Here is a 21,470-nt window from a genome sequence, read left to right on the forward strand (position 1 = left end):
TATTTAAAAGGTTACGTTAATACCGAAAGTACAGGTGCGATACAGCGGGTACATACCGTAGTCGGTACCGGGAGCTGTCACCTCGTCTTCCTTGAAACTTGTTTCCGGGTTGTAGCCGCTATAACTTGTGATCGTCAGCAGGTTCTGCGTGGAAACATATACGCGTGCACGTTGGAGGCTGCATTTCTTGGTGAATGCTTCAGGCAATGTGTAACCGACAGTCAGGTTGTTGACGCGCAGGAAAGAACCGTCTTCCACCCAGCGGGAAGAAATGGCATTGTTCTGTCCGGTCGGCTGCGAGTTGGCTCTCGGAATCCATCCGTTGCCAGGATTGGCTTCTGACTGCCAGCGTCCCATCATCTCCTTCAACTGATTCTGGTTACCTTCTCCCTGTGTGTAGAAACGTCTTCCCAAGTGTAGCACTTCATTTCCGACGACCCCTTGCAGGGAGATGCTGGCATCGAAGTTCTTGAAGGTAAAGGTGTGTGTCATACCCCAGGTGAAGTCCGGCATATTGTTACCGATGATCGTACGGTCGTCGGCATCGATTTTATGATCTCCGTTGACGTCTTCGAACATGACGTCACCTACCTGCGTGTCGGCCAGGTGAGGATATCCATCCAGTTCTTCTTTCGTTTTGAAGATTCCCAGCATCTTATACCCGTAGAATGCGCCGATCGGTTGGCCCACCATCGTGACGTGGGTCGTTCCGGCGCCGCCATCACTGAAGATCGGGTCGCCTGTCGGTCCTAACGCCAGTACCTTGTTGCGGTTGACGGAGATATTTCCGGTTGCATCCCAAGTAAAGTCTTTACCTCTGAAGGGAGTACCGCTAAGAGTGATTTCAAGACCTTTGTTACGCATTTTCCCGATATTCTGCATGGCTTTATCAAACCCGGTGATTGTCGGGATGTCTACATCCATCAACAGGTCGGTAGTCTTGCGGTAGTACAGGTCCAGAGATAGGGACAGACGGCTGTCCAAAACGGAGATTTCGAAACCGAGGTCGGTCTGGCGTGTCTTTTCCCAAGTCAGGTCGGCGTTGGAGAAGCTCTTCTGTGCTGCACCGTTTACGATGTTGCCCGTACCTGTTCCCAATACATAGTTGGCATTTTCCATGATACCGATGGAAGCATAGTCGCCGATGTTGTTGTTACCCGTGATACCGTAACTTGCGCGGATCTTCATGTCCGACAACCATTTCAAATCCTTCAGGAAGTCTTCCTGGGACAGACGCCATGCTACCGATCCGGAAGGGAAGTAACCATAGCGGTTATTCTTGCCGAAGCGGGAAGAACCGTCCGCACGAATGGATGCGGTCAGGTAGTACTTGTTGTTATAACGATAGTTCACACGTGCCAGATAAGAGAGCAACGTCCAGGTCTTCCGTTCCGACTCGCTGCTTTTTACCGTCGCATTGTTGAGGGTCTGGATTTTGTCGTTCGGGAAATCGGAACCTGTCGATTTTGTGTAGCGGTAGATATTTTTCTGTGCAGTGACACCGGCAACAGCGTCGAGTTCATGTTTGTCCCATGATCCGAAGTAGGTGACGGTGTTTTCGTTTAGCCAGTTAATGATCTCGATGGACTTTTCCGTTGCTTTTCTTTCCGTTGAGGGAAGAGGTGCCACGTTACCGTTGTTCGGAATGGTTGCCGGGCGGAAGTATTCGCCTCTGTATTCGCGGATGTCGGCACCGATTGTGGATTTCAGTTTCAGGTTTTTCAACAAGGAAAGTTCGATGTAGCCGTTGCTGAACAGACGGAGGTCTGTGTCGTAGTTGTGGATATGTGTCAGGGCCACAGCATTCGGTACACCGGTCAACCCGTCGCTGGCGACGGCGTACATGGACTGTGAAGCCCATGTACCGTCTTCATTATATACCGGTACTACGGGAGATGTCGCCAGAGCCGCATTGATGACACCGTCACTTGCCCAGTGTCCCTGGGTGGTCTTGTTCGAATTCATATAGGTCGGAGCCAGGTTGACACCCATCTTCAGCCAGCTGTTCAGTTCGCTGTCGATTTTGGCCCTTGCCGAGAACCGTTCGTAGTCGCTGTTGATCACGACACCCTGCTGGTTGAAATAGCCGGCCGAGAACATATATTTAGTCTTTTCGTCGCCGCCTGTTACTGTCAACTGGTAGTTCTGTACGGGTGAAGTGCGGAAAATTTCGTCCTGCCAATCCGTACCGGCCCCTAAGGAGGCGATATAGGCGTCGTCGTCGTAGATAGCCGGATAACGATAACGGTTTCCGGACGGACGCATACTCAACGGGTCGCTGGCGGATGCTCCCGGAACCTTGTTGATGTAGTTGTTATTGAAGGCTTCCCGGCTGAATTCGACAAATTCCTGTGCGTTCATCAGATCCATCTTCTTGGTTACGTTCTGGAAACCGGCATAGATATCCAGGCTCACGCTGACCTTACCGCTCTTTCCCGATTTGGTTGTGACCAATACGACACCGTTGGCTGCACGAGAACCGTAGATGGCGGCTGCCGAAGCGTCTTTCAATACTTCGATCGATTCGATATCGTTCGGGTTGATGGCATTCAGGTTTTGTTCCCCCAGCGGATATCCGTCGACAACATACAACGGGGCGCTGGATGCCGTGATAGAGCCGGACCCGCGTACTCGGATTGTGGCCGCTTGTCCCGGTTGCCCTCCGACTTGTTGTACCTGTACGCCGGCCAGTTTTCCGGCCATCGCTTCTGTCGGGTGCGACACTTTGAGGTCTTTCATCGAACCGCTGTTCAGTTGTGAAACTGCTCCTGTCAGGTCTTTTTTCTTCATGACACCGTAGCCGACTACCACTACTTCGTCCAGAGCTTCGGAGTCTTCCTGGAGAGTAATGTTGAAAGTGGTCTGGTTTCCTACGCGTATTTCCTGTGGAGTAAATCCGATGTAGGAAATAACGAGGGTAGCGTTTGCGGGCACATTCTCAAGCGTGAATTTACCGTCCATGTCTGTAATATTCCCGTTTGTCGTTCCTTTTACGATAATGTTGGCACCGGCTATAGGACCGAGTGCGTCTTGTACGACTCCTGTGATGGTCTTTCCATTTTGTTGCAAACGTGCAGGGATTGCCGAGTCCGATTTTCCCCGTAGGCTCGTTGCAGGATCCGTGATGGAGTTCTCACTTGCCAGAACGCTGATGCTGGGCAAAAGAGAAAGCAGGCAAATTTTTGCCATTTTGTTATTTTTCATGTCTACATGGTAATTTAAGTGATTACTCAATAAGTTAACTGAATGAATACGGAGAATATACGTAGCTATTCTCTACATAGGAAAGTTCCTTCGATTTCATGGTCCCATTGGATAATTGATTTAAGTTTATATTTATAAAACACAATTTATTTACGTTCTCTGATCTCGTTGAAGACTCTGCAAATATAGATAAAGTTGTTGTTAATCAAAACAAATTAACGGTTATTCCAGCGCATCCCAGATATAACCGTTAATTACTTTTAATTGTATTTACTTCTGTCAGAAGCGGAAATATAATTTTCCACTGACATTATTTTCCGGTCCGTTTCCTCTTGCCCGGTGGGGCTGCGATTGAGGTCCGAAATCTTCCGCTTTTCCGAATTTGGTCCCGACAGCCGGGATCGCATTCATGAAAGAGATGTTTCCTTCCGGATAATCGACGATCGTATTGTTACGTTTCGGGTCGTATTGACTTTGTATGGCAGGCGTGAAGAGGTGCAAAGTGACGTCCTCTTTCCCGCTATAAACTTCAAAAGGAGTGGGACAGTCGAGTTTCATCCCGTAGAAAAGAGAATAGTATCCTTTGAATTCCGGATAATCCCAACTTTCGCCGGTGATGGTGTTATTATATTTCTTTTCCCAGATATTCAGGGATCCGCCTTTCATCCGGTTGTTGTACACGCGGTAGGGGCCGTTGGCGAGCAGGGTGGCCCCGGCAATCTCTTTTTCCGGAAAATCGAACGTGATACCTGCCATCTTGACATTGTCTTGGGGACGGTAGTTGTAATCCAGTTCCACAATACCCGAAGGGAGCATGGTCCAGGTAAACGTATAGACTGTGTTTTTCCCGTTCCGGGACGTATAGGAGGCAATCAGTTGAGGCTTTTCCCCGGCTTGCTTAAATTCTACTGATTTACAAACAAGGTCCTGGCCGGATATCAACACCGGACCGTTATTCAACGGGATTACTTTACCCCCGGAAGTGACTGACCGGAGCAGGCCGTTCTCTTTGTCGAACGATACCTCCGTACCGGCGGCCGAAAAGCACCAGTTATCGGTGTTTTCTTTCACTTGCGGTGCGCTGCCTTCCTGTGGCAGCAGGCGGTTGGCAAGACGGCCGGGTGTGCCGATCTCGTAGCTCCAGGTAAATAACACCTGGTTGTAACGGTCTTTTACCGTGACATATAGAAAGTCGTAGTCCTGCCAGCCGGAGGGAAGTTCGAGCTGTAAATATCCTCTTTCTCCCGGACGGATATCGGGGGCTTCGATCTTGCCGGAAACAGATTGTATGTCTTTTCCCTGAAGCGAGTTGATTTTAGCCAGCCGGTATGTGTAGCTACAAGCGTTTGCGTTTGTGAAGGCATATCTATTTTCTATATCGAAACGCCCGTCCCATCCCGGTGTGAGATAACGTTCCGGCAGATGGATCGGCGACCATATTTCTTTGATTGTAAAGAAGCTGCCTTCTTTTTCGCGATATGGGCCTACGATACCGTCGGCTCCGTGATCCTTGTCGGTGTCGTAGAATCCGTTTTTATCTTCGCGGAGAACTGCCTGGTCTGCAAAATCCCAAAGGAACATTCCGGCGGATAGAGGATTGGAGAGCATCAGGTTCCAGTAGTCGTCGAGTCCGGCCCCGTGGCCTCCGTCGTATAATCCGTGCAGGATTTCCGTCGGCATAAAGATATCCCTTCCGTGGAACATATTACCGATACCGGAATTATATTTGATGTAATGTACCGTATTGATATTTCCCGATAATGCCCAGGGATGCAGGACCGCCCGCTTTTGCGGGTCATATTGCGGAAACAGCGGATCGAGGTCGAGATTGAAACCTCCCTCATTCCCGTTTGCCCAGAATACGATAGACGGACGGTTGAGATCCCGTTTCAGCATTTCACCGACCAACAGGGCTCCGACTTCCGTGTCATAAGGCGGATATTGCCAGGCGCATAATTCATCTATCACGTACATTCCCAGCGAATCGCAAACTTCGAGGAAATGTTTGTCAGGCGGGTAGTGCGACATACGGACTGCATTCATATTCATCTCTTTCATCAGTTTGACGTCATTGATGCTAAGCTGTTTGTTTGTCGTTCGTCCGGTCGTGGGCCAGTGGGAGTGGCGGTTCACGCCTTTGAAACGCATTTTCACGCCGTTTATATAAACGCCGTCTTTGGGCTTTACTTCAATGGTGCGGAAACCGATCCGGTCTGTCAGGGTATGTAATATCTTGTCCTTTTGTCGAAGCGTGATTATGGCCGTGTATAGTTGAGGATCTTCAGCCGACCAGGGTTGGATGTTATCGATCTTACCTGAAAGGGATATCTTGCCGGTCTTTGCGTTTACAGGGACAGATGCGATTTTACCCATCGTCCGGTCCTGTGCGTCTCTGACCTCTATTTCCGCTTTTATGCCGGAAAGTTTCTTGTCTATAAATATATCTGCGTTCAGTTCGCCGTCTTGCCGGGCGTCGATCGCCGTATATTCGATGAAGTTTTCGGGAACAGCTTCCAGATAAACCGGACGGAAGATGCCTCCGAACACCCAGAAGTCACATTGCCGTTCCGCTTCGTTGATGCTGGAGTTGGACGACATCTTATTGACCTTGACCTCCAACAGATTTTCCTTGTTCGAACGGACCAGCTTGGTTATTTCCCGTTTGAAGCGATAGAAAGCTCCCTGATGGATGGGCCCTGCCTGTTTACCGTTTACCTTAATCTCCGTATCGGTCATGGAACCTTCGAAGACGATAAAGATACGTTTCCCTTTCCATGCCGCCGGCACTTCGAATGTCGTTTTATACAATCCGGATTCGTCGGCTTTCGGCTTGTCGTGCCCGTAATTGAAGGTTCCGTATCCTTCCATTTCCCAGCAAGACGGAACTTTTATCTTGTTCCATTCCCCGCTTTTCCTGCCTCCGGTGCAGAAGAAATCCCATTCGACCGCATCGTCCGAACCTTGTCCGGATAAATATTTTACATCAGTGGTTTGCCCATTCATAAAGAGGCTACCCAATAAGAATAAAAAAGAATAAAAACATTTCATATAGTAAGTATTAAAAAGGTTTTCTGAATAAATAGGAATTGTAAATGATGATTTATTTTAGGCACGGATTACACGGATTAACACGGTTTTTGTTTTAAATCAATAATATTATCCGCGAAATCCGTGTAATCCGTGCCTAATTATTGTATGATAAATCTACATTTATCGAATTACCACAGCGGATGCTGTTTCAGATTCGGATTCTTGTCCGTTTCGTCCTGAGGCAAAGGTAATGAATAATATTTATCATCTACAACTCTGCCCAAGCGTTCTGCCATGCAATGCTGCCGTTTCATGTCGAACAAGGAATGTCCTTCGGCTGCAAACTCCCAGGTACGTTCCTGTATGATCGCTTTCCGCAAATCCGCTTGCGAAATGGATGAAGGGATCGGATCGAGTCCGGCTCTTGCCCGTACCCGGTTGATACCCGCCAGTGCATCTCCGATACGGTTCATTTCGCAAAAGGCTTCGGACTGCATCATCAGGACATCGGCATAACGGACAACTTTCCAATTGCAACCGTAGTCGCCGGCTTTTGTAGACTGGTTGTCGTTCGGGTCCAGATATTTGGCAAAATGGCAAAGCGGGAAAGACGGTTCCGTTACATTGTCCGGATCGTAGACATACTGTTTCCCGTTCTTCATATCCGTGAATTCCGTTACGAACGTAGTGGATAAACGCTTATCACCCACTTCGTAGCTCTTATAAAATTCAGGAGTGGATATAAAGGAAGACCAACCGTCCGTTTTCTTGATGTTGTAACCGCGCATGCCTGATAAAGCCGGAATATCCTGTCCGTTGATGTTGGTCTGAAATTCGACATCGAAGATATACTCTTTACCATGTTCGTTGGTCACATCGAAAATGCGTCTGAAGTTATCCTCCAACCCATAGCCGAAAGCCCCTTCGTTGCTGATGATCTCGGTCGCTTTTGATGCCGCTTTTTCCCAGAAGCCCGCTTTGTTCCAAGGCCATCCGGCTTGTGTCAGATATACTTTCGTCAGCATTGCCATGGCGGCTCCTTTGGTAGCCCGACCGCCATCTGAGTCTCCCCATCTTACCGGCAGAACGGATTCCGCGTACTGCAAATCTTCTTCGATCAAAGCCCATGCGGCATCGTCTGTCCCTTGATTGGACGGAGTCTCTTCGTTTAGATTGTCGGTTTCCCGAATAACGACGATATGGTCATAAAAACGTATCAGTACAAAATAGTAGAGAGCACGCAGGAACTTTGCCTGTCCGATAACTTGTTTTTTCGTATCTTCCGATTTGAATGAAATCTTGTCTATATTCAGCAACAGGTTGTTGGAACGTCGGATGGCAGAATAAGAAATTTGCCAGATGTTCTTACAAAAGTCCGTAGTGGTTGTCCAGGTCAGGTTGTCCATTTCCACACGTGATGGAGCGCTGGCATTGGCATAAGCTGCTTCGCCTGGAAAATCGGCGCCCATCCAGATGTAGCGTCTGTAGCTTTTTTCGTCGCTGAATGTGTTATAGACGGCTGTCAGCGCAGCATTTGCATCAGCTTCCGTTTTATAGAAGTTGTCGGGTGTGATAAACTCGTACGCTTCTTCATCCAGGAAGTTACAAGAGGAAGAGGACACCAGTAATGCTAATCCGATTATATAGTTATATAGTTTCATATTCTGTTCGTTTTAAATGATTAAAAACCAATGTTTACACCAAGAATGAAAGAGCGGGCAGTCGGGTAGGCGTTATAGTCCACACCCATCTGGAGATTACTTTGTCCCTGGCTGTTCACTTCCGGATTGAAACCGGAGTAGCCGGTAATCGTCAACAAGTTCTGTGCGGTGGCATAAACACGCAGTGACCTGAGGAATGAAACTTTCGGGAACGTATAGCCTAACGTCACGTTTTGTACGCGCAGGAATGAACCGTCTTCGATCAGGAAGTCTGATTGTAGCAAATTCTGGTTGACCAGCACGTGGGCACGCGGGTACTTTCCGTTCGGGTTGTCGGCCGTCCAGCGGTTCATCACTTCTGCACGCTGGTTACCCCAGGTACTGACGATATTTGTCTCGGCGCGTAATACATTATATATATCGTTGCCGACAGAACCGTTGATATAGATAGACAGGTCGAAATTCTTATAAGAGAAATTGTTGGTCCAGCCGAAGATGAAATCCGGGTTCGGGTCACCTACGATCTGGCGGTCTTCCCCGAAACTGATCTTGCCGTCTCCGTTTTTGTCCACAAAACTCATGTCACCCACTTTGTCGAAGTTTGTGTCTGCAACACGCGCGGCGTCTTGCCATTCCTTTTCCGTACGCATCACGCCGTTTGTTTTCAGCAAGTTCCATACGCCGACAGGCAAACCCGGTTCGAGCCAGCTGCCGTTCACCTTCAGGTGGCCGGAGATCGTCCCTTGCTGGGTCGGGATGTAACCCGGAATTTCCAACACCTTATTTTTGTTGGTAGACCAGTTGATCATGGTGTTCCATTTGAACTGCCCGGTCAGCACATCCGCAGACACGCTCAGTTCAAGCCCTTTATTTTCCAGGCTACCGATGTTTTTCAGAACTGTTCCGAAACCGGTCGTCAACGGAACGGAGATGTTCCACAACAAGTCGGTTGTCTTCTTGTAATAATAATCGGCTGTGAAGTTGATGCGGTTGTTAAGCACGCCGAAGTCAAGGCCGATATCGGTGATAGCGGTCGTTTCCCATTTCAGGTCCGGGTTCGGCATATTGCCTGCACCGATACCCACACTGGTCACGCCCCCGACCGGATATACGTACGTGTTCATCTTTTCCTGTGAAGAATAGCTTGAGATGTTCTGATTACCGGTTACACCCCAGCTGCCTCTGATCTTCAGGTTGCTGATCCAGTCGATTTCTTTCATGAACTTTTCCTGGTTGATACGCCAGGCGGCTGCGAAGGAAGGGAAGAACGCCCATTTGTTGTTCGTCCCGAATTTGGAACTGCCGTCGGCACGTCCCGTTACGGTGAAAAGATATTTGTCCATCAGGACGTAGTTGACACGTCCGAAGCCGGATAACAGCGTGCTTTTGCTTCTTCCTGTATTCGGTTTGTCCCATTGTGCGCCGGCATCCAGATTGTTATATCCATAAACGTCGCTGATGAAGTCGCGGGCCGTCATCGAACTGGTCTTGTTTTCTTCGTACAGAAGGGAAGAACCGACCATCACGTTCAGCGAGTGCACACCGAACTTCTTGATATAAGTCAGGATATTTTCATTCGAGTAAGAACTGCTGCGGCGGTTCTGCTGCTGTGCGATACCGTTCGCATTATAGCCGGTGTTGGTCTCTTTCGGTTCGTACACTTCGCGCAATGCGCTCGACATATCGGCGCCTCCGCTGACTTTCAGCGTCAGTCCGTCGATGATGTGGAACGTCAGGTCTGCCGATGCCAATATACGGTCGATCGTCCCTTTGTCCTGGAGGTATTCCACATACGGGACCGGGTTGGGGACGGCCGAAGAGCCGGACAGGTAGTTCATGCGGATAAAGTCGCCTGTTTCGGGGTCACGTACCGGGACGGTCGGCGGCAATACGAGTGCGGCGTTAATAACGGAAGTGTTACCGCCGCCGTCTCCGTTCTCACGGCCGATATTGGCAAATACGCGGCTGATCGTGAAGCTGGTCGACAGGTCGACGACTTTGGAGATCTTGGTGTCGATGTTGTTTCGCAACGAAACGCGGTTGAAGTCCTGGTTCTTCACGACGCCGTCCTGTGCGAAATAGCTGGCAACCACCGAGAACTTCGTGTTTTCGCTACCGCCGTTGACCGAAACATTATGGCTGTGTATCGGGGCGGAACGGAAAATGAGGTCCTGATAGTTTGTCCCTTCTCCCAACTGGTCGACTGCCGGATATAGCGGGTTGGGCGAGGCACTCGGATAATAGAGGGGGCGGCCGTCTGTCGTGGCGCCTTCGTTGGCCATTTCGGCCCATTCGGTAGCGTTCATCATATCCAGTTTCTTGGCTACATGCTGGAAACCTGCATACCCGTCATAAGTGACCGTTGTCTTTCCCTGTTTGCCTCTCTTGGTCGTGATCAGGATGACACCGTTGGCTCCGCGTGAACCGTAGATGGAAGTGGCGGAAGCGTCTTTCAGGATTTCCATGCTTTCGATATCGCCGGGATTCAAAGTCGCCAGCGGGTTTTGTCCCGCACCGGAACCTCCCGCCGAACCGCCAGCCGTGACGGGATAGCCGTCGATGACATACAAAGGCTGGTTACCCGACGTCAGTGAGTTGCCGCCGCGAATACGGATATCGACCACACCGCCCGGAGAACCGGAAGTCGCCATGACCTGTACGCCGGCCACCTTGCCTTGCAAGCCCTGGTCGAAAGAAGAGATCGCCTGTTTCTGGATCACGTCGGACTTTACGGAACCGACGGAACCCGTCAGGTCGCTCTTGCGCATCACACCGTAGCCCACGACGACCACTTCGTCCAATGCTTTTGTGTCTTCCGTCAGCTTGATCGTCAGCGATGATTTGTTTCCTACCGGCATATCCAGCGTGTTGAAGCCGATGTAGGAAATCTGCAGTACGGCTTTCGGACTGACGGTGAGGGTAAACCGGCCGTTCATATCGGTAATCGTGCCGTTGGTCGTTCCTTTTTCTACGATATTGGCTCCGATGACCGGTTCGCCTGTCGCATCTTTTACGATACCGGTGACGGTTTGTCCCTTTTGTTGTAAACGGATCGGAGCGGCTTTTTCGTCTTTCGAGATGATGATCTGCCGGTCGGAGATGTAATAATGTGTGTCGGTCCCTTCAAATATCTGATCGAGAATCTTGCTTACTTGCTCTTTCCGTGCCTTGACGGATACTTTCCGGTTCAGGTCGACCGAGTTGTCCAGATAGAAAAAGATATATTCGCTCTCTTTCTCGATCTTATTCAATACTTCTTTCACCGTGAGGTTGTTCGATTCGATGGTGAAGAATGTCTCCTGCGAGTAGGTTTCCGCTGCCAGGCAGAAACTCATACTCATCCATAAAAAAAGCAGGCAAATACTAAACCTTGTGTTATTTTTCATATTGCTTGTAATGATTTAAGTTGGTAAAGATTTTTAATACTTCTCATCTTTATACGGGAAGGAGATTGTTTCCTCCCTGTGTTGTTGCGATTTAAGGACCCATACTGTACGGTTTTTAATGTTTGACTTTTATTTCTACACTCTCATATTTGTTTTCTATTTGAATCGGAGCCGCTTCTTTCAAGGCCTTCATCACTTCGTCCAGACTCTCTTTCAGGTCCAGTTTGCCGCTGCAAGACAACTTGTCGGCCGGCTCTTCGCAATAGATACGGACACCGTAATAACGGGAAAGCTTTTTCACGATTTCTCTGAGCGGTTGTTGGCGGAACTGGTAATATCCGTCTTTCCAAGCCACATAATCGTCGGTGTCGACCGTGCTGATCTTGCCTCTGTGCATATCGCTGTCGTAAGAGAACATCTGATTGGGAGCCAGGATATTCGTGCTCTTGTTGTTGAGGTTCACTTCTACCTTTCCACTGACGAGAACCACTTGCATGTTCGCCTCGTTTTCATAGGCCGTGACATTGAATTGCGTCCCTAACACCTTTATATCCATCTGATGTGTCTTGACGATGAAGGGTTTTTGTTCGTCCCGGCTGACGTGCAGGTATATTTCTCCTTCTACGAATATCTCCCTTTTCTCTTTTGCGAACTTGACCGGATACACGACTTTCGAACCGGAGTTTACCCAGAGCCGGGTCCCGTCGGCGAATGTGATGGACGAACGCCGGCCGACAGGTACGATCAGTTGGTTAAATTCCTGTGCCTGCTCCGGATTGCCTTTCGGGCTGAGGTCCACTTGTTCCGAGTTGACGTTTACCTTTCCTTCCTTTTTATATTCGAGTTGGGTTTCCGTCCCGTCGATGGTCAGCTTCTCGTTGTTCGAAAGGACCAGTTGCACTTTTTCGTTTGTACTGTCCGGCGCCGGATTGGCTTGGAGGATTGCCGTATAGTCTGTTTCGGTATCTTCCGGCCGCAGGGTTGCATACCAGCCGATTGCCGATAACAAAAGAAGGGAGGCCGCCGTCCCGATGGCGAAACGGATGAATTGTCTGCGCTTCGCCCTTCTCTCCGTTTCTTTGTTTTCAAATTCGATGCGTTGCCATAACGCATGTTCATCCTTGTCTGACAAGGATGAACAATTTCTGTCTATTTTAATGGTATGCAGGAAGAGACGGGCATTTTCGATCTCCCCGGACAATGCGGCATCCTTCGTCTGAAGGCCGCTCCAGAAGGCCCGGCTTTCTTCTGTCGGGTGCAATTCCGACTGTATGAAAAAGTCGTCGTTCAGCAGTTGGTCTGCGGTGTATGTTATATAGTTTTTATCCATTTTTCCGGTAAACATTATTATATAAAGGACAAGGCTGTTTCCTTTTTATACTCACCGGAAGTGGATTTTTTTTATTTTTCTTACTGGACGGAAACGGATAGGAGCAGGAGGAATACTTCCATCGGCCCGTATGTGTCGCGGATCTTCTTCAGGGAGCGCTGGATCAGGTTTTGTGCGGATTGGTAATTCATGTCCATCATGATGCAGATTTCATCGAAGCTGAGTTCTTGGATATAGCGGTAGTAGATAATCTCTTTTTGACGCGGAGTCAGTACGTTCAGGATTTCCTGTATCTTTCTTTGCTGGTTGGTGTACTGTTCGTCCGTGACATATTGTTCTTCGACCGTCAGTCCGAGGGTAAAGGAAACGGTTTCATGATCGTAAGGCGTGTAGCGGTCTTCCCGGTAAAGTGCATTGATCAGGCTGTTCTTGAGGGAGACAAGCAGGTAGACTTTTATATTTTTGGGTGTGACCAGTTGTTTCCTGTTTTTGTATAATCCGGTAAAGACATCCTGGATGCAATCTTTTATAAGCTCCGTATCGGAAGTAAAGCGCTGCCCGTAACGGAACAGCATTTGTATGTAGACTTTATATATCCAACAATAAGCTTCATTATCACCGGCTAAGAACTGACTCCATTTTATTTTGCTTTCATCTTCCTGCATAATTGTGTTGTATGGTCGCAAATATAATATTTTTATCAGAATAACGGAAGTTCGCCACAACTTCGTTCAGTGCTTCGGAATCTTCCTGGAGAGTAATTTTAAAATATCCCCAATAGTTTCAGCCGAAAAAAAGTTTGAAACTAAAGTTTCATATAGTCGCTCACCTTGAAACTTTAGTTTCACTTGCGGGAAACTTTAGTTTCATCGGTTGAAACTAAAGTTTCAACTGCGGAGACTTTTGTGTCCCTTCTCGGATTATTTCCTAAATCCCCCTTAGTTATTTTATTTAATTAGAGTTCACACAGCTTGGAAACTCTGTAGATCAGTACAAGTCACTATTGGGCAACCGATGCCTACCTTTTAGGGAAGCGATGAGCATCTGAAAAGTGGATTCCCGGAGGAAGCCATACGCCTGTTATAAAAAAAGAAAATATTTTTTTTATTTTCAACTAGGGATATAAATTTGTGAACTGTTAGTATTATGTAAGTGTAAGTAAAAAGATGAAAATGGACAGGGAAACGTTATATAAGTTCTTTGAAGGAGCCGCTTCTTATGAAGAAGAAGTCCGGATCCGGCAATGGATGGAACATTCCCCGGAAAACAGACGCGAATTCTTGAAAGAGAGAAAGATATTCGACTCGATGTTGCTTCTTGGTGACGAAAAAACGATCGAAGCGAAGAAACGGAACAAGTCATGGAGCCTGAATCCTCTCGGAACTGAGTTAATCAAGATCGCGGCAGTTGTCGCTGTGACATTGGGACTTAGCTTCTTATATCAATTTGTTTCGGATAAGGGCGGAGCAATGCCGATGCAGTCCATTTATGTTCCTGCCGGACAACGGGTGAACATCACGTTGGCAGACGGGACGAATGTCTGGCTGAATGCCCGGACGAAGATCGTTTATCCGGCTGTGTTCGACAAGTCCGTACGCCGGGTCACGGTCGACGGGGAAGCCTATTTCGATGTAGCCAAAGATACGAAAAGGCCTTTTATCGTGGAAACGGGCAAGTGCAATATGGAAGTATTGGGCACAAAGTTCAACGTGGAAGGCTATTCCGGCAAAGACGATTTTGAGGTCACGTTGATGGAAGGAAGCGTGCGGGTCGCTTCGCGGATCGGTCTGGGAGATACGTTGACGCTGAAACCGGACAGCAAGGCTTGCCTGCAAAAGGACGGCAGACTGAAAGTCATTCCGGTCGACGATTATAACCCTTATCGTTGGAAAGAAGGGTTGATATGCTTCCGGAACGGATCGTTCCTCTCGATCATGAATGATCTGGAGAAATATTTCGGAGTCAGCATAGTGGTGGAGAATAAAGAGGTACTGAAATATTTCTTCACGGGAAAGTTCAGGCAAGCAGACGGTATCGACTACGCGTTGAGGGTCTTGCAGAAGGATATACGCTTCAAATATGAGCGGGATGATGAAAATCAGATTATTTATATCAGATAAACACGAGTAATATATAAAGAACAAAAATAAAAAACACGATAATTAGTATTAACCTTATAAAAGAATAGGAGGCATGAAAACAAACAAGGAATAACAAAAAATGCCGGCAAGCGCTGGGGGGCATTTACCGGCATTCCAATCAACACAATTTTTTTAATTCATTGTATTAACTTCAAATCATTTACAAAGGTATGAAAAAAAACTTTTTGTCGGGGGGATATTATCCGAAAACCCCGTCAGGTAAAAAAATCTTGAGAACTATGCGAATATCCACATTCCTTTTGGGGGCCTGTGTATTCTGCTCGTATGCTGAAAATTCGCATTCGCAGAACGCCCGGGTAAGTATAAACAAGAGCAATACTCAGTTAGAAAAGATTCTGGATGAGATCGAAAGCCAGACAGATTACTTGTTTATCTATAATAATCAAGTAGATGTTAACCGTAAGGTTTCGGTGAAAGCGAAAACGAAACCTGTCTCAGAGGTATTGGATAACCTGTTCAAGAATGCAGGTATCGAATACGAAATGGAAGGTACGCATATCGTATTGTCTTCAAAAGATGTCGATGCTGTAGCTGCCGTTAAACAACAAACACATACCGTAACCGGCCGGATCGTCGATAATAACGGAGAAGCGATCATCGGAGCTAATGTTGTTGTAAAAGGGACGACAAACGGAACCGTTACCGATATAGATGGCAACTTCTCCATTGAGGCTGATCCCAAATCTGTTTTGAATATTTCTTATATCGGTTACTTGTCAAAGGAAATTGTCGTCGGTAACCAGAAAACAATCAATGTCGTATTATTGGAAGATACGAAAACGTTGGACGAAGTGGTCGTGATCGGGTATGGTACGCAGAAGAAAGCCGACTTGACCGGTTCGGTAGCCAATGTCAGTACGGAAAAGCTGAATACACAGAGTAACACGAATATCGGGCAGGCTCTGCAAGGTAAGATTGCCGGTGTGGATATCGTTTCGCAAGGCGGTGCGCCGGGGTCAGGTTCGCGTATAATGGTGCGTGGTATCGGAACTCTGAACAATGCGGCTCCACTGTATATCGTCGATGGAATGTATATGACCGGGATTGACCATATCAACCCGAACGATATTGCCAGTATTGACGTACTGAAAGATGCTTCTTCGGCTGCTATTTACGGTTCGCGTGCAGCAAATGGCGTTATCATCGTTACTACCAAAGAAGGAAGTAATACGGAAGGTAAACCGATTGTTGACTTTTCTGTTAACATAGGTGTCCAGTCTCCCTCCAAATATCTGGATATGTTAGATGCTGCCGGTTGGGCTGAAGTGACGACTATCGCTCGCGAGGCTGTGAACAAGCCCGCTTTGGATATGGCTTTGGATCTGGCTAACAAACCCGATAACGACTGGCAGGATATCATGTTCGGTCCGGCTCTGATGCAAAACTACAATGCTTCGATAAAGGGAGGCGGCAAGTATTCTACTTTCTATACCGGTCTGGGTTATTTCAACCAGGATGGTATTGTGAAAGGAACGAATTATGAACGGTACACCCTTCAGAGTAAAAACGATTATAAAAAAGGTATTTTCTCTGCCGGCACAAATATATTGCTAACATTCAACCATGACAAGCCATTGCACGAAGAATCGCGTGGCGGTATGGTCGGTACGGTTTTGCAGACAGCTCCTACGCTTGCAAAATACGACGAAAACAATGTGGGCGGTTATGGCGGCATGTATGGAGATATGGTGAACATCCCGAATCCGCTGGGTATGGTGGACGATAAATTGATGAACCGCTATAGCGAAGACATGAAGGTCTATGCTAATTTTTATGCTCAATTGGAATTGTTCAAAGGCTTGAAATATAAATTGAACTTCACACCGGATTTCGATTTCTACCGTTATAAGAAATATTTGAATAAATATGAGTTCGGATTAACAACCAATTCTGTCACTCAGTTGACCGAACAGCAGACACGCAGACGTAATATACTGGTTGAAAATTTGTTGACTTACGATCAGACTTTTGGAGATCATAAAGTCTCTGCTTTGGTCGGTTACACTTATCAGGACAACCGCTATCGTTATTTGCAGGCTTATGGTGAAAATTTGCCGGACGGGTTGGAAGAAATCGATGCTACTACTACAAGCCGCAGCAATGCCGGTTATTCTAACCGTAGCGTCCTGACTTCTATCCTCGGTCGTGTATTCTATTCTTATAAAAATAAATATTTGATTACGGCAACTATCCGTCGTGACGGTTCTTCAAAATTTGCATCGGGCAACCGATATGGAAACTTCCCTTCTGCATCTGTCGGATGGAATATGGCAGAAGAACAATTTATGGATAAGTTCGACTGGCTCGACCAGTTAAAGATTCGTGGAGGTTACGGCGTGTTGGGTAACCAGGAAATTGAGAACTATCAGTATGCCTCTGTTATTACAACCGGCATCAACTATCCGGATGGAAATGGCGGTCTGATTCAAGGGGCGTTCCCGAAAGATTTTGCCAACCCTGATATCAAATGGGAATCTACGGCAATGACGAACATCGGTATTGATGTTGTGGCTTTGAACAACCGATTAAGCTTGACAGCCGATTGGTATGTGAAGAATACGAAAGATATTTTGCTACAGGTTCCAATTCCGATCTCTACCGGTGGTGCAAATGTCCCGTATCGTAATTCCGGCAAGATACGCAATAAAGGTTTCGAATTCAATTTGGCTTGGAATGCGCAGGCAAATAAAGACGTGGCTTATGGGGTCAGTTTACTCGGCAGCTTCAATAAAAATGAAGTGACAGAAGTGGATTCCGGTGCACAGGGGCTGACTGGCGGACAGACTAACCAGGGTATTTGGACGAGCAAAACCGTGAAAGGGTATCCTATCGGAGGGTATTGGTTGATCCCGTCGGATGGCTATTTCAATAGTGACGCAGAGGTAGCCGCTTATTCGAAAAACGGTGAACTGATACAGCCGGCAGCCAAGCCGGGCGATGTCCGTTTTGTCGATAGTGACGGCGATGGCTCGATTACGGACAATGATCGCGTTTATTGCGGTAGCCCGTTCCCTGATTTCACGTTCTCCGTCAGTGGTAATGTCACTTGGAAGAACTTCGATGCTTCCATCAGTTTCCAGGGAGTCGTCGGCAATAAGATTTACAATGCGACCCGCCAGACATTGGAAGACGTGACGAAAGGAACTAACTTCTTGGCTACTTGCCTGGATTATTGGACACCGGACAACTTGAACGCAGCCCATCCGCGCCTGACTTGGGACGACCCGAACCGAAACACGCGTGCCGAATCTGACCGTTATTTGGAAAATGGTTCTTATTTGCGTTTGCGTAACCTGCAAGTGGGATATACATTCCCGCAACAGTGGTTTGGCGGCTATATCCAGAAAGCTCGTATTTATGCGAATGCTGAAAATTTATTTACCATTACCGGTTATACCGGATATACTCCTGACGTAAATACCTCTTCTGCTATTGCTCGTGGTTTTGATAACTTTGTTTATCCTACGAACCGTGTATTCATGTTAGGCTTAAATGTAACATTTTAATTGAGAAAAAATTATGAAGACATATATGAGAACAATATTAGCTGTGCTCTTTGCAGGACTGTTGCTATTCCCTTCTTGTGATAGCCAGTTGGAGCAAACTAATCCCAATAAAGCGACAGACGATACTTTTTGGAAAGATGAGGCCGATTTCAACCTGGCGCTTACTTCCTGTTATACTCCGTTGAAGAACGCCCTGAACGGCGGCTATTACGGGACACGTGGAGTGATGCTCCGTATTGCTCGTTCCGACGAAGTCGCTTTCCGTAATGACATTTCGCATGTTTATACGGCCAACCGCTTTACGAATACGAATACCAATGCTTTGACAAGAGGTATGTTTTATCAATTCTACAACGCTTTGTACCGTACGAACTCCATTATGCAGAAGCTGGAAGAGATGCAAGGTCAGTTCTCTGCGGAATTTCAAAACTCGGTGACTGCGGAATGTTTGTTTATCCGTGGCTTCTATTTGTTCCAGCTGGCAAAAGAGTTCAAGGATGTGCCTTTGCGCCTGACGGCATCGCAATCACCTGCCACTTTCCCGTTGGCCAAATCTACACAACGCGAAGTATGGGATCAGGCGGAAAAAGATTTGCTTAAGGCTGCCGAACTGCTTCCTTTGACAAATAAAATTGGTAAACCGACGCGTGGCTCTGCTTATGCCGCTTTGGGTAAATTGTATATCTACGAAGAAGAATGGCAGAAAGCGATCGATGTGATGGAACCGCTGACGAAAAGCCCGTACACGTATCGGTTGGTTGAAGATTTCGATTGGAATTTCGATGATACGCACGAGAATAATGCGGAAAGTATTTTTGAACTGCTGATCGAAGATGTCGGAGGTTCGGACTTGTGGGGAGATGGTGAAAACATAAATTCGACCCAGTCTAATACGCGTCCGAAAGAATACGCTTCATCCGATGTTGGCGGATGGTACGAAGCGACGGTGACTCAGGAGATGATGGACATATTCCTGAAAGAAAAGGATAAGGAGGGCAATAGCGATTATCGTGCGCGTTGTTCCGTAGCTTGGGATTATGAAGGATGTATGTATTATATGCGTCCGTTCCGTGAAGTGTTGAAACCGGATAATTGGAAATTGAACTGGATCCTGAAATATCAGAATTGGAAAACATTGACCGAAGAGATCGCGCCTCCCAAATCGTTCATCAACGAACGGGCGATCCGTTATGCGGATGTCCTCTTGTTACTGGCCGAAGCCAATATGAATACAGGGAACCTCAATGCTGCTGTCGGTTATTTGAACCAGATTCGCAGGCGTGCAAACCTGAATGACTATAGCGGAGCCATGACGAAAGATGCTATATTCGAAGATGTGATCCACCAGCGTGCCGTGGAATTTTTCGTCGAAGGTGAACGTTTTTACGACCTGCGCCGTTGGGGGCTTTTGGACGAAGTGCTGAGCAAGGCTTCTGATAAAGACCGTTATGAAAACTTCAAGGCTGGAAAGACCGGTAATACGAATAAGTTCTATTACTATCCGATACCTTCCGACGAGCTGACTTCAAACCCGTTGTGTACACCGAACGAAGGTTGGTGATCTTTTTATAGGTTTTAGTTAGATAGTCTTCTTTTATCAGGCCGGCTGTAATGGTGTATCACATATTATAGCCGGCTTTTTTCATAATTTAAAAGATAAAAATTCTGATATGAATAAAATCGATATATTAATGGCATCTGCCTGTATGTTTGCATGCTTGTCTTGTAGCAAGGACGACAACCGAAAACCGAACGTGATTTACATCCTGATGGATGACATGGGATACGGGGATTTGCAATGTTATGGACAGAAGAAAATCGAAACGCCTCATATAGACCGGCTAAGGGAAACCGGTATGAGATTCACGCAGCATTACACCGGGTCGCCTGTTTCGGCTCCGGCACGGTGTGTTTTGCTGACCGGAGTCCATTCCGGACATGCACAGATACGGGCAAACGACGAGATGCCCGAAAGGGGAGCTGTCAACAGCCATGATTCGATGTTTGTACATCCGCAGTTGGAAGGGCAATTCCCGCTGAAGGCCGGAACAATGACAATCGGGCGTATGATGCAATCGGCCGGTTACAGGACGGGATGTTTCGGAAAATGGGGGTTGGGTTATCCTGGCTCTGATGGAACTCCGAACAAGCAGGGCTTTGATGAATTCTTCGGTTATAATTGCCAACGGCAGGCTCATACATATTATCCTCCTTTCCTATGGAAGAACGAAGAACGGATTTATTTGGATAATAAAGTGCTCGATCCGCACCTGACGAAGTTGGACGTGGATGCGGACCCCTATGCCGAAGACAGTTATGCCAAATATACCCAAAAGGTATATGCCAATGATACAATCTTCGGCGGATTGTTACAGTTCGTGAATCAAAATAAAGAACGCCCGTTTTTCCTGATGTGGACTACCCCTCTTCCGCATGTCTCTTTGCAGGCTCCGGAACGTTGGGTAAAATATTATGTTGATAAATTCGGTGATGAAGACCCTTATACAGGTGAAAAAGGATATATGCCGTGCCGTTATCCGCATGCGACCTATGCCGCTATGATCAGTTATTTCGATGAGCAGGTGGGCCGGCTTGTCGAAGTTTTAAAACAAAACGGGATATATGACAATACGGTAATTATTTTCACTTCCGATAATGGGCCGACTTTTAATGGTGGTAGCGATTCTCCCTGGTTCGATAGCGGAGGTCCTTTTAAGTCAGAGTATGGCTGGGGAAAATGTTTTGTTCATGAAGGGGGAATACGGGTTCCGGCAATCGTTAGCTGGCCGGGACAGATTTGTGCCGGCAGTGAAACGGATCATATCTCTTCGTTTCAGGATGTGATGCCGACTTTGGCCGATATTGCCGGCGTCGCTTGTCCGCCGACTGATGGCATTAGCTTTCTGCCTGTATTGAAAGGTGATTTGGACAATCAGAAAGAACACGAATATCTGTATTGGGAATATCCGGATCCAAACATAGGCTTGCAGGCTGTCCGCTGGGGAAAGTGGAAAGGCATCCTTACGGATATAAGGAAAGGAAATAAAACGATGCAACTTTATGATTTGGAAAACGATTTGCAGGAATTACAGGATTTGGCAGCCGAATATCCCGAAATTGTTGATAAATTGCAGCATTATATGGATATCTCGCATAAGTCGCCTGAAAATCCTAAATTTGATTTTTAACCG

10 protein-coding genes are annotated in these 21,470 nt (G+C 47.2%); 4 read left to right on the forward strand and 6 right to left on the reverse strand.

All coding sequences use genetic code 11. The features are described from left to right. Positions 1–3 precede the first annotated feature (3 nt). From ACW6QF_RS04015 to ACW6QF_RS04040, 6 genes are all read right to left on the reverse strand, one after another. Entirely contained in the window at positions 4–3,204 is a 3,201-nt protein-coding gene (locus ACW6QF_RS04015; protein ID WP_456086907.1) for a SusC/RagA family TonB-linked outer membrane protein, read from the reverse strand. Positions 3,205–3,483: 279 nt separating this feature from the next. Further along, positions 3,484–6,252: a glycoside hydrolase family 2 TIM barrel-domain containing protein gene (locus ACW6QF_RS04020; RefSeq protein WP_456086908.1), complete on the reverse strand. Its 2,769-nt coding sequence runs from the start codon at positions 6,250–6,252 to the stop codon at positions 3,484–3,486. Between the two features lie 170 nt (positions 6,253–6,422). After that, a complete protein-coding gene (locus ACW6QF_RS04025; protein ID WP_456086909.1) occupies positions 6,423–7,895 on the reverse strand; it encodes a RagB/SusD family nutrient uptake outer membrane protein in 1,473 nt (490 codons plus the stop codon). A 20-nt stretch (positions 7,896–7,915) separates the two neighbouring features. Next, complete coding sequence (locus ACW6QF_RS04030) at positions 7,916–11,281, reverse strand: TonB-dependent receptor (RefSeq protein ID WP_456086910.1); 3,366 nt, start codon at positions 11,279–11,281, stop codon at positions 7,916–7,918. A gap of 115 nt (positions 11,282–11,396) precedes the next feature. Continuing rightward, entirely contained in the window at positions 11,397–12,611 is a 1,215-nt protein-coding gene (locus tag ACW6QF_RS04035) for a FecR family protein (RefSeq protein ID WP_456086911.1), read from the reverse strand. Positions 12,612–12,691: 80 nt separating this feature from the next. Beyond that, entirely contained in the window at positions 12,692–13,276 is a 585-nt protein-coding gene (locus tag ACW6QF_RS04040) for an RNA polymerase sigma factor (RefSeq protein ID WP_456086912.1), read from the reverse strand. A gap of 507 nt (positions 13,277–13,783) precedes the next feature. Between ACW6QF_RS04040 and ACW6QF_RS04045 the strand changes: the two genes are divergently transcribed. The 4 genes from ACW6QF_RS04045 to ACW6QF_RS04060 all read left to right on the forward strand — a co-directional run bounded on the left by ACW6QF_RS04045 (position 13,784) and on the right by ACW6QF_RS04060 (position 21,467). Next, positions 13,784–14,731, forward strand: coding sequence for a FecR family protein (locus ACW6QF_RS04045; RefSeq protein WP_456086965.1), 948 nt, complete (start codon positions 13,784–13,786; stop codon positions 14,729–14,731). 260 nt (positions 14,732–14,991) lie between these two features. Continuing rightward, on the forward strand, positions 14,992–18,279 hold the full coding sequence (locus tag ACW6QF_RS04050) for a TonB-dependent receptor (protein WP_456086913.1): 3,288 nt from the start codon (positions 14,992–14,994) through the stop codon (positions 18,277–18,279). A 13-nt stretch (positions 18,280–18,292) separates the two neighbouring features. Further along, on the forward strand, positions 18,293–19,840 hold the full coding sequence (locus ACW6QF_RS04055; RefSeq protein ID WP_456086914.1) for a RagB/SusD family nutrient uptake outer membrane protein: 1,548 nt from the start codon (positions 18,293–18,295) through the stop codon (positions 19,838–19,840). A gap of 130 nt (positions 19,841–19,970) precedes the next feature. Beyond that, a complete protein-coding gene (locus tag ACW6QF_RS04060) occupies positions 19,971–21,467 on the forward strand; it encodes an arylsulfatase (RefSeq protein ID WP_456086966.1) in 1,497 nt (498 codons plus the stop codon). Positions 21,468–21,470 lie beyond the last annotated feature (3 nt).

Source organism: Parabacteroides sp. (assembly GCF_977054455.1).